At 67.5% G+C, this 10,384-nt stretch carries 7 protein-coding genes; 3 read left to right on the top strand and 4 right to left on the bottom strand.

The window, feature by feature from the left end; all coding sequences use genetic code 11:
- Nucleotides 1-30: 30 nt before the first annotated feature.
- The 3 genes from IRZ30_RS12510 to IRZ30_RS12500 form a co-directional block, all read right to left on the bottom strand.
- Nucleotides 31-438 carry a hypothetical protein gene (locus tag IRZ30_RS12510; RefSeq protein WP_294085588.1) on the bottom strand — a complete coding sequence of 136 codons (408 nt, stop codon included), beginning with the start codon at nt 436-438 and terminating at the stop codon, nt 31-33.
- 647 nt (nt 439-1,085) lie between these two features.
- Nucleotides 1,086-1,745, bottom strand: a complete 660-nt coding sequence (locus IRZ30_RS12505; RefSeq protein ID WP_294085586.1) for a response regulator transcription factor — start codon at nt 1,743-1,745, stop codon at nt 1,086-1,088.
- Nucleotides 1,746-1,759: 14 nt separating this feature from the next.
- Nucleotides 1,760-3,277 (bottom strand): HAMP domain-containing sensor histidine kinase, encoded by a 1,518-nt coding sequence (locus tag IRZ30_RS12500; protein WP_294085585.1) that lies wholly within the window; start codon nt 3,275-3,277, stop codon nt 1,760-1,762.
- Between the two features lie 498 nt (nt 3,278-3,775).
- Here IRZ30_RS12500 and IRZ30_RS12495 point away from each other — a divergent pair, with 498 nt between their 5' ends.
- Both IRZ30_RS12495 and IRZ30_RS12490 read left to right on the top strand, forming a co-directional pair.
- Nucleotides 3,776-4,618, top strand: coding sequence for a hypothetical protein (locus IRZ30_RS12495; protein ID WP_294085584.1), 843 nt, complete (start codon nt 3,776-3,778; stop codon nt 4,616-4,618).
- 82 nt (nt 4,619-4,700) lie between these two features.
- On the top strand, nt 4,701-6,104 hold the full coding sequence (locus IRZ30_RS12490; RefSeq protein WP_294085583.1) for an FAD-binding oxidoreductase: 1,404 nt from the start codon (nt 4,701-4,703) through the stop codon (nt 6,102-6,104).
- 114 nt (nt 6,105-6,218) lie between these two features.
- Here IRZ30_RS12490 and IRZ30_RS12485 read toward each other — a convergent pair whose 3' ends face one another.
- Nucleotides 6,219-7,532, bottom strand: a complete 1,314-nt coding sequence (locus IRZ30_RS12485; RefSeq protein ID WP_294085582.1) for an alpha/beta hydrolase — start codon at nt 7,530-7,532, stop codon at nt 6,219-6,221.
- Between the two features lie 827 nt (nt 7,533-8,359).
- On the opposite strand from IRZ30_RS12485, the gene IRZ30_RS12480 reads away from it, so the two are divergent.
- The gene (locus tag IRZ30_RS12480; protein WP_294085580.1) at nt 8,360-10,234 is read left to right on the top strand and encodes a glycoside hydrolase family 15 protein; all 1,875 of its coding nucleotides are present in this window, start codon (nt 8,360-8,362) and stop codon (nt 10,232-10,234) included.
- Nucleotides 10,235-10,384: the final 150 nt, after the last annotated feature.

Raw genomic sequence — 10,384 nt, 5'->3', positions numbered from 1 at the left:
CGGCGGGCGCTCTCGCCCGCCGCCTTTGGTTCAAACCTCCTGCCGGGCCAGATCCGCCACCAGCACCGACAGCGTCAGCATCGCCGCCTCGCAGCGACTGAGCGAGTACTCGTAGCTGCGGGTCCGGAGAGCCATCGCTGTTGGCTCCGGACCGATCTCCTCGGTCCAGGCGACGAGAAGGCGAACCCGATCTTCCCGGTCGATGAACCAGCTCAGGGAAATGTCGAGGTCCGCCAGCGCCCGGTGCATCGCGGCGAGCGTCTCCCGGAGCTGGGCGTCGTCGGTGCCGTCGACGGTCTCCCGGCGCGGGGGGTCCGGCTCTGCCGAACCGGGGCTGTCCACTGACTGCCGTGCGTCCTCGTGCTCGAGATCGACCGCGAGGTCGGTGAGGATCTGTGCGAGCTGGTCGTCCAGCCGCGTGGTTGTCCGCGTCGTCATCACCTACTCCGTATTCTGCAGCCACACAGGGCCGCATCGTCCATCAATCGGCCGGGACAAGCGGGTTTCCACGAGACGACGGTTCGCGATACTCCGCGAGCCGCCGCCGGGGATGACCCAGCGAGGGAATGCGATGGGCGGGCGCTTCGACGCGTTCGCGCGCTTCGGTCCGTCCACCGCCTCGGCGCTGGCTCGCCGCTGGTCCGGATCATCGTGGTGGTGCGGGATGCGCCCGGCGTAGAGCATCACCGTAGGCACGGTAGCCCCCTTTCCTGGGCCGGGGTTCGTAACGGCGTCGGACGCCGTCACTCTCCGGGCATCTGCGGCAACCGGCGGGCTTGATCAGGCGGCTAAGCCGGGCCGACTTGTCGACGGCTGCCGAGACCGCCCGTCCAGCTCTGCCGGTTGACATGTGCGACCCACCGCCGGTGCCTTTGGAAGGACAGATCGGGAGCCTCCAGGTCAGACATCGCTCGCACCCGGTGGTGCGCCGACGCGGACGATGATGGCGGACGGGAGCACCGGGGGCGTCCTCGAATTCGTTGGTTTGGTGCTCGATGGAATTGGGGATTGGGGTGCGGGTGGTTCGCGATTCGACCACCCTCACAACGTATCCGAGAGGTTCGGAGGTGCCTGCTTGGGGACGACTAGCCGAGCGCTACGAGGTTGTTGCGGGCCGCAATGACGACCGCCTGCAGCCGCGAGTTGGCGTCGAGCTTCCCGAGGATCGAGGTGATGTGGGTCCGTACGGTCGCGGTGCTGATGTAAAGGCGCTCTGCAATCTCTTTGTCGCTCAGCCCGTCGGCCAAAGCCTGGAGTACCTCCCGTTCGCGCTCGGTAAGCGGCTCGAACGCCTGCCGGGCTTCGCGCTGGCGGCGGCGCTCCTGATCCACGAAGCGGAGCGCTTCGACGACGTCGGGGACGGTGAGCAGTTGCTCCCCGGCGTTGAGCCGCCGGACGGCGTCGACCACGTCCCCGACGGGCACTGATTTGTGGAGGATGCCTGCCGCACCGGCCGCGACCGCCCGCGCCAGCCGCTCGTGGTCGGAGAAGTACGTCAGGACCAGCGCATGGGCGTTGGGGAGGGACTCGCGGAGCTCGGGGATGAGCTCTTCACCTGAGCCGTCGGGCAGACCAAGGTCTACGACCACCACGTCCACGCACAAGTCGGGTGTGTCAAGCGCCTCACGCGCTTGGGCCAACGATCCGGCCTGCGCCACTACGGTCAGGTCGGACTCCTGCTCCAGCATGAAGGCCAGCGGCTCACGGGTTGAGGCATGATCGTCAATCAGCATGACGTGGATCATCGCCCTGGCCTCTCCTATGTCCCGGTGACCCCCATCAGTTCGAACGCGAACGTGGAGCCGGCGCCCGGCTTCGACCGCACCGTGATATCCGAGCCGTGGGCGCGAGCGATTCGCCGTGCCAGGTACAGACCCAACCCGGCGCCAGCAGGTGATCCTTCGTGCCCATACCGGCCCCGGGCGAACTTGTCGAAGATGCGCTCGAGGTCGTCGGGGTGGATCCCCGGTCCATGGTCGGCTACTTCGACGCGGACACGTCCGTCGCTGGCCGTGGCGACTCGCAGCTCGATCGGGCTTTCGGGCGGCGAGTATCTGGCTACGTTGCAAAGGAGGTTGCGCAGCACCTGGCCGATCCGCTCGCGATCGGCCAAAACCAACTCATCGCCTGCGAGGCCGTCGAGGGAAATCCCGAGGGGTGCTCGACCGTCCGGGTGGGCCTCGGAGTGCGCCACGGCGAGTTCGACCAGGGAACTGACCGGGAGCGGGTGCGGGTCGACCCGAAAGTCGTCGCGCTCGACCGTCGCCATAGCCTGGACATCGGCGACCAGGCTATCCAGTGCGTCAGTCTCCCTGAGGATTGAGGCAAGCGTGCGGTCGCGTAGTTCCGGGTTGACGCCGTCCCGGGCAAGGAGTTCGGTCAGTCGCCGGATGGCGGAGAGCGGGTAACCGAGCTCGTGCGCGACCATTGCGGTGAAGTCGGCCTTGAGCCGCGTCAACTCCTCCAGGCGGCGGGCACGCTCGCGCTCGGTGGCCAACAGTCGAGCGCGCTCAGCCGCGAGGCGCTTCAACTCCAACGCGCCGCCGGCCACGATCACCGCCGCCATCGTCAAGCGTAGGACGTCCGCGGTGTTGAGCAGTGCGGAGTTGCCGTAGGCCGATGGCCAGAGCGAGTCGTGCAGCTCCGAGCCGGCAAGCAGGATGATCCCCAGGGGAACCCAGCCCCCGATCTCGCCACGACGGTAGCGCCAGAGGGAACCTGCGCCGGCGAAGACGGCGAGCCCGAAGGGCACGGCCGCGACTGCCCAATGCCAACCGGTCAGCCACGTCATCGGCGCGATGCCGCGCCGGGCGGCCTCATCCAGCCTTCCGATCATCACCAGCGGCGGGACCAGCCCCCACCGGCTCAGCGTGACGTACCCGGCGACGAACGCCGCGGTGACGGGTGCGACACCAACGGCGGACCGTTCGGTGAAGCGCTGCGGCTTTCGGGACACCAACCCGATGACGAAGAGGGCGGCAGCGAGCGCCCGCACGAGGATCATCTCGTAGAGGGATTGGTCCAGGCTGGTCGACTCGACCAGAATCGGCTCGACGTACCCGAACGCGAATTGCCCCAGGCCCAAGACAACGAACCCCGCGGCCAACCACCGCAGGCGCGCGCCCACGCCGTCGGCAACGATCAAGACCAGGACGAAGGCCGCGAAGAGCCGGGCGAGTGAGATCGCCGCCTCCATGCCACCGCGGAGACCGTTGGGGACGAACGTCGCGAACCCGACCCAGCCGGTCGCCAGGTTCACGACCACCCAGGCGATCATGACAAAAGACAGCAAGGCGGCCGCGAGCGGGATCCGGGGACTCGGTGTGATGGTACGGGGTAGGGCTGCTCGGCAGTCGTCGCCGTACCGGGCGACGCTAAAGGGACACGGAGGGGACTGCTCAGCGCGTCGGTCGTGTCCCTCACGCTTCGATGGGTATCGCGATCCTCCAGTTGAGAAGTCATAGTATCGGTAACCCAAAGCGTTCTCGTCTGGCCGATCGCGAACTATACCAGCTCGTGATTGCGCAACCAAATCCGTGACGATTCTGTCAGATGCCGTCGAGCGACCGCTCCCGCGTGATCGGCGGGTCGCCGTCCGGTGCGCCGTGCGGTTGTGACCGGGTTCGTCGCAGCTTCCTCGAAATCGAGGAGGGCAGAACAGTCGGTTTTGCCGACGTTCGTCGCGTCCTGCCTGCCTATCCTCGGGACCGTCCCTCACGTGTGGTGAGAGACCCGAACCACACGACGCTCTCGGATGAACGAAGGAGAGGTCGGGATGTCGACAGCTCGCAATTTCCGTACGGGGCTGCTCCTGCTCATCGCCCTTGGGGTGGGTGCCCTCATGCTGGGCTGCCGGACGACATCGGCGGAGGCGGTGCACGTCGTTGAGGTAGGCGCGGGCGAATTCACCTTCAGCGCCCCGCAGACGATCGAGGCAGGACGGGTCACGCTCCGGCTGACCAACTATGGCCAGGAACTGCACCACGCCCAGTTGATCCGGTTGAACGACGGCGTGAGCTACGACCAGTTCGCAACCGCGCTGATGGAAGAAGGAGAAGCCGCGGTGCCGGCTATGGCCACGCTGGTCGGCGGGGTCGGGGCGGTCAGCGGACACGGCAGCGCTGATGTGATGGTCGATCTGATCCCGGGGACCTACGTCATCGCCTGTTTCGTCCCGAGCGGCGACGGGCAGCCGCACTTCGCCAAGGGGATGATGGCTCCGCTCCTGGTGACCGGTCAGGCCATGCTCTCCTCCCTGCCGGAGTCGAGCGGCACCTTCACGATGGCGGACTTTGCCTTCGACATGCCGGACAGCTTGCCGGCAGGCCCCGCGACGTATCGCGTGGTGAACGCAGGAGAACAGCCGCATGAGCTGAACCTGCTGAAGCTGGCGCCGGGGAAGACGCTGGCCGACGCGCAGGCCTGGGAGGCGGCTCCGTCCGGTCCGCCCCCCTATCAGGCCGTGGGCGGCATCAACGGCATCAGCCCGGGAGGCGAGGGTTACATGCACCTCAACCTCCCGCCGGGCGACTACATCGCGATCTGCAATATCCCCGACCCGGCCAGCGGCCAGGCGCATTCTCACCTCGGGATGATCAAGGCCTTTACCGTCCGCTAGCCCCAACCCACGCGGCGCCAGCCAGGACCGTGCCGCGGTCCCAACCGGCTGATGGAACGAGCGGATCGAAAGGACAAGCAAGATGGCACAGGTACGTGACGTAACTCGCGCGCGCATCACCTCTGGAGCAATCGGCGCGCTCCGGGACCGCGTCTATGGCGACGTGATCCTGCCGGATGACCCGCGCTACGATGCCGCGCGCCGGGTGTTAAACGTGACCGTAGATCGTTACCCCGCGCTTATCGTCCGCGCCGCGGACGCCTATGACGTCATCCTCGGGATCGAATTCGCCCGTGACCACGACCTGCCGCTGGCGGTCCGGAGCGGCGGCCACAGCGCGTCCGGTCTGAGCACGACGAACGACGGTGTCGTGGTAGATCTCTCCCGGATGAACGCGATCGACATCGACCCGGAGCACGCGACGGCCCACGTGCAGCCCGGCGCGACGTCAGCCGACCTGGCCGGGCACGCGCAGCCCTACGGGCTGGCACTCTCGACCGGCGATTCGGCTACGGTCGGCGTAGGGGGTCTGACGCTCGGTGGCGGCATCGGCTGGCTCGTCCGGGCGCACGGACCCACCATCGACAACCTGCGCGCGGTCGAGGTCGCAACGGCCGATGGCCGTCTCCTGACGGCCTCGGCGGACGAGCACGCCGATCTGTTCTGGGCGTTGCGCGGTGGCGGCGGCAACTTCGGCATCGCCACCCGGTTCGAGTTTCAGCTCCGGCCAGTGGGTACGGTGCTGGGTGGCGTGCTGATCCTGCCGGCGAGCCGCGAGGTGATCGAGGGCTACCTCGCCTACGCACCTCAGGCCGACGAGCGGCTGACGACCATCGCCGACCTGATGCGGGTTCCTCCCCTACCGTTCGTCCCGGAAGAGCAGCATGGGGAGCTGGCGTTCGTGGTGATGGTCTGCTTCGTCGGACCAGCCGACGAGGGACAGCGGGCGCTTGAGCCGCTCTGTGCGCTCGCCACGCCGATCGCGGAGATGGTCGCGCCGCTGCCGTATCCGGAGATGTTTGCCTTCACCGAGGCGGGTACGGTGCCGCATGGAAGCGCACTTCGCGCAGGGTTCGCTGATACGCTGCCTCCGGATGCCATCGACGCCATGCTCGCCGCGATGGAGAATCCAACGTCTCCGCTCGGTATCGTGCAGCTACGGGGGCTCGGCGGGGAGATGGCGCGGGTGCCGGCGGACGCTACGGCCTTCGCGCATCGCGACCGCGCGCTCTTCGTCGCCATTGTCAACGTGTGGATGGACCCGGCCGAGGACGCCGCGATGCACCGCGCCTGGGTCACCCGCCTTTGGGACGCGATCCGGCCCGCTGCCTCCGGTACCTACGTGAACTTCCTCGACGATGACGGTGAGGAGCGCATCCATGAGGCGTACCCGGACGCAACCTTCCGACGCCTGGCCGAGGTCAAGCGCACGTACGATCCGGACAACGTCTTCCGCCTGAACCAGAATATTCCACCCATGCCGTGACGCTGCTCCCCGGATGGGGTGATCCCACGCGAGGTGCGTCTCACGAGGCACGTGTCGATGCGGGCGAGCCACGATGCCGTGGCTCGCCCACCTCACGTTCGGCGCAGCGTCGCTCTAGTCGGGCCCCTCATAGTCGGCCGGCTTACGGGTGTCGGAGAGCACGTCCGGTGGCGACTCCCCCAGCAGAAAGGCCCGGATATCGTCCAGGAACCGCTCCGGCTGGTCCTGGTAGGCGTTGTGACCGGCATCGGGCAGGTAGGCGAGCGTGGCGTTGGGGAGCGTGCGCAGATAGTCGATGGCCGAGTCCCAGGTCAGGTAGTCGCAGGACCCCTTGATCACGAGCGCGGGAGCCGTCTTTCCCGCCAGCGCGGGGCGCAGCCATGCCCACGGCTGGCGCGGTACTGAGTTCGTGTAAAAGCCCAGGCCGTGCAGCTCATCACCGAGTGGCTTGCCCCGGCAATGCAGAGAGGGACGGGTGCGGTTGTAGACCCGGTCGTAGCGGGCATCCATCTCGGGATCGTCCCCCAGCGCGTGGGCGGCCTGGGGATTGATCTGGACCAAGCCCCAGATGAAGGTCGCCCTAGGCCAGAGCAAGAGGCGGTACAGGGCCACCAGCTCCCCCGTCGTCAGCCAGCTCTGGATGTTGTTGCCGCCCGCGGCCGGGAGGGAGTACAGGCCACCAGGGGACGAGAAGATCACCCGCTCCACCGAGTCCGGGTACTGAGCCAGGAACGCGGCGGCGACCACGGCCCCGTAGGAGTGGCCGATCAGGATCAGGCGCTCCGCGCCGATCTGTTCCCGAATCGCCGCAAGATCCGCCACGTCGCGCTCCAGCGTATAGCCGCGCGGGTCGTCCAGGCGCGTTGATCGGCCGACGCCCAGGGTGTCGTAGACGTAGACGTCGAATCCGTCCCGGGTGAGCTGGCCGAAGTACTCCAGGTCGCCGCGCATGTCGGCTACGCCTGGTCCGCCGGGGATAAAGACGACAGGGGTGTCACGATGAGCGTCGGCGGCGGCTGGGCGGTACGCGTAGGCGATGCGCGAGCCGGTGGGCAGATCCCAGAACGCCAACCCGTCGACGGGCGCGGGTGGCAGCCGCGGATCTTGAAGCGGCACGAGCATTGTGAGGCAGAAGACGGAGATCCCTGCCAAGGTACCGACCGCGAAGGCGATCCGGCGAGTGCGCTCCCGGTGGCCAGGGGGCAACCGCCGTGTCGCCAGGGCAATACCACCTGCTGAGACACCGACGAAGACCAGCAGGCCCACTGAGAGAAACACGACCGGTGCGGCAGTGACCGCGGCCGTGGCGAGGAGCGCCGCCATGCCCAGTGCCGCTGCCAGCACGACGATCGCGCCCAACCCGAGCCAGCGCCAGCGCGTGATGGTCCTCGCCCCTCCCTCTGGTGACGCGGTTGGTGACTCGGTCATCGTATCCATCCCCGCCACGCACATGTCTCGACCATTGCACAGACCCCCATGTGCTAGCCGTTTGTGTCCACTGCCAGACGCGCTAGACGGCGCCTACCAGCCGCACACCCGGCATCGAGCCCGAATGGCCCTTCCGCCCTGGCTATTCCGATCGCATACGCAACGCCGTGGGTGGACGCTGCCGGCCGTCAGCGCCGTCGGGAGCGGGTGGTGGACATTGACGAAAGCATCCGCCATACCGGCTGCTGCGTCTCCCCCTCCTGCCTGAACGGCCCGGGCGACTGCCGAGCGTCGCCGAGGCGGGTGGCGGGAAGTTCGCCGCGCCGTGGGATCCTCACACCACCCTCCCCAGGCACATGCCGGGCGGCGGGCCTAGTCCGGTGCCGTTTCACCGCAGCGGAACGCTTCACCCGCTGCCGGCGGTCCCATGCGGTTGCCGTGCCTCGCGCGCGATCCGGGCACAAGTCGTGCGTGCCTGAGCGCCCTCATGGATCCACGGCGCCTCATCACGTTGGGATGCCTTTCCATGGCCCCGATCCCCCGGCAAACCGACCGTGGGTTCAACGGCTCTCACTCGGCGGGCGCCCGCCTCGTCGCCGTCCTGCGTTTCCCCTCGACGCTGGTTGTCGGCAGCGAACCGCTGCTATTCGCCTTGGAGGGGAGGGATCCAGCCCAACTTTTCGACGATCACCGCAGCCAGTAACGATCCCGTGGCCTCCTCCGGGTCTGGTGTGCCTCCGTCGCCAAGGGTGTCGCGAGGCGGAACGGAGGAAGAGGCCGCCGCGCACCGTTCGAGGACACCGTCATACTGAGAAGGGAACCATCCCATGGCCGACTATCCACTCATCGCCGACCACGGCCTGATCGGTGACCTCCAGACCGCGGCGCTGGTGGCGACCGACGGCTCAATCGACTGGTTCTGCGCACCCCGGTTCGACTCCCCGAGCATTTTCGGAGCACTCCTCGACCAGGAGCGTGGCGGGCATTGCCGCGTCCGCCCCACCGCCGACGTGTTCACGAGCAAGCAACTCTACTTCCCCGACACGGCGATCCTGGTCACCCGATTCATGACCGAGGAGGGCGTTGGGGAAGTCGCCGACTTCATGCCCGTCGTTGACAGCACCGTCGCATCGGACACGCATCGCATCGTGCGTATGGTCCGGTGCGTCCGCGGCAAGATGACGTTCGCGCTGGACATCGCGCCGCGCTTTGATTACGGCCGTGAAGCACACGAGACCCATCTGACCGACAATGGCGCTGTGTTCCAAGGTAGCCGCACGTCCGCAACGGTTCACGTGGTGCGAGAGCCGGGGGACAAGCGTGTCGGCCGGGGCCAAGTGGACGAGCGTGGTGATCTCCACGCCGAGATCCCGCTTACGGCCGGGGAAATGCGCGGCATGATCCTGGAGACGGGCGTGGCGGGACCGCCGCGGGAGGTCCGGGTTGCCGAGGTGGCCCAACTCTTCGACGACACGGAGCGATACTGGGAGACCTGGCTCGCCCACTCAAACTACACCGGCCGCTGGCGGGAAGCGGTCGAGCGCTCGGCGATCACGCTCAAGCTTATGACCTACGCGCCGACCGGAGGGCTGGTGGCCGCGCCGACCGCATCACTGCCCGAACAGATCGGCGGCGAGCGCAACTGGGACTACCGCTACACCTGGGTACGCGATGCCTCCTTCTCCGTCTACTCCCTGCTCAGCCTGGGCTTCACCGAGGAGGCCGCGGCTCTGGGGCAGTGGCTGCGGGACCGCGTGAACGAGCGGGCCGGCAGCGATGGCGGCCCGCTGAACATCATGTACCGGATTGATGGGTCGAGCGACCTCAGCGAGGAGATCCTCGAGCACTGGGAGGGATACCGCGGCTCACGCCCGGTCCACATCGGCAACGGCGCCGCGGAGCAACTCCAGCTCGATATCTACGGCGAGGCGCTGGACAGCATCTACGTCGCCCACCGCAGCGGCGTCCGCATTGGCCATCAAGGTTGGCAGGGAATCTCCGAGGTGCTGAACTGGCTGTCCGATAACTGGGACCAGCCGGAGGAAGGCATCTGGGAGACCCGAGGCGGCCGGCAGGACTTCACCTACGGACGCCTGATGAGCTGGGTGGCCCTGGAGCGCGGGGTCCGGCTCGCGGAGAGTTACGGGCGACCGGCGCCGATCGACCGTTGGCGGACGGAACGGGACGCCATCTATAACCAGATCATGGAGCGGGGGTGGAGTCGCGACCGCAAGGCGTTCGTGCAGCACTACAACACGGACGTGCTCGACGCGTCGCTGCTGCGGATGCCAACCGTCGGCTTCATCAGCCCAACCGACCCGATGTGGCTCTCGACGTTGCAGGCGATGGACGGCGAGCTTGTCACGGACAGCCTCGTGTACCGCTATGACCCAGAAGCGTCGCCCGACGGCCTACGCGGCTCTGAGGGAACCTTCTCGCTCTGCACCTTCGCCTATGTCGATGCGCTGGCGCAGGCTGGTCAGGTCGACCAGGCGCGGGTGACCTTCGAGAAGATGCTGACCTACGCCAACCACCTGGGACTCTACTCGGAGGAGATCGGGCTGACGGGTGAACAGATCGGCAACTTCCCACAGGCGTTCACTCACCTGTCGCTGATCGACGCAGCGATCTCCCTCGACCGGGAACTGGGCCACCAGGCGGGCGAAACAGCAGGCAGCCGGCGGACGGGCGTGACGCGGTGATCGCCGGAGCGAGCATCGCCCGCTCGGTCGTCTGATATCTGCCCCAGACTCCTTCTGGCCAAGCACCGAAACTGGGAAGCCGTCGCCTCACCGTGGTGAGGGGCCCGCCATATCTGATTGTTGGCAAAATTGCGGGGGGGGGGCCCCCCC

Source organism: Sphaerobacter sp. (assembly GCF_019683595.1).
In the GTDB taxonomy this organism is placed as follows: Bacteria; Chloroflexota; Chloroflexia; order Thermomicrobiales; family Thermomicrobiaceae; genus Sphaerobacter.
Note: the sequence above shows the minus strand (reverse complement) of the source record. Positions and strands in the feature narration are given on the sequence as shown.

Excerpts from the sequence above, each read along its gene's own strand:
- IRZ30_RS12500 (WP_294085585.1), bottom strand. The coding sequence starts at position 3,277 with ATGATCGCCTGGGTGGTCGTGAACCTGGCGACCGGCTGGGTCGGGTTC.
- IRZ30_RS12480 (WP_294085580.1), top strand. The coding sequence starts at position 8,360 with ATGGCCGACTATCCACTCATCGCCGACCACGGCCTGATCGGTGACCTC.
- IRZ30_RS12485 (WP_294085582.1), bottom strand. The coding sequence starts at position 7,532 with ATGACCGAGTCACCAACCGCGTCACCAGAGGGAGGGGCGAGGACCATC.
- IRZ30_RS12495 (WP_294085584.1), top strand. The coding sequence starts at position 3,776 with ATGTCGACAGCTCGCAATTTCCGTACGGGGCTGCTCCTGCTCATCGCC.
- IRZ30_RS12490 (WP_294085583.1), top strand. The coding sequence starts at position 4,701 with ATGGCACAGGTACGTGACGTAACTCGCGCGCGCATCACCTCTGGAGCA.
- IRZ30_RS12505 (WP_294085586.1), bottom strand. The coding sequence starts at position 1,745 with ATGATCCACGTCATGCTGATTGACGATCATGCCTCAACCCGTGAGCCG.
- IRZ30_RS12510 (WP_294085588.1), bottom strand. The coding sequence starts at position 438 with ATGACGACGCGGACAACCACGCGGCTGGACGACCAGCTCGCACAGATC.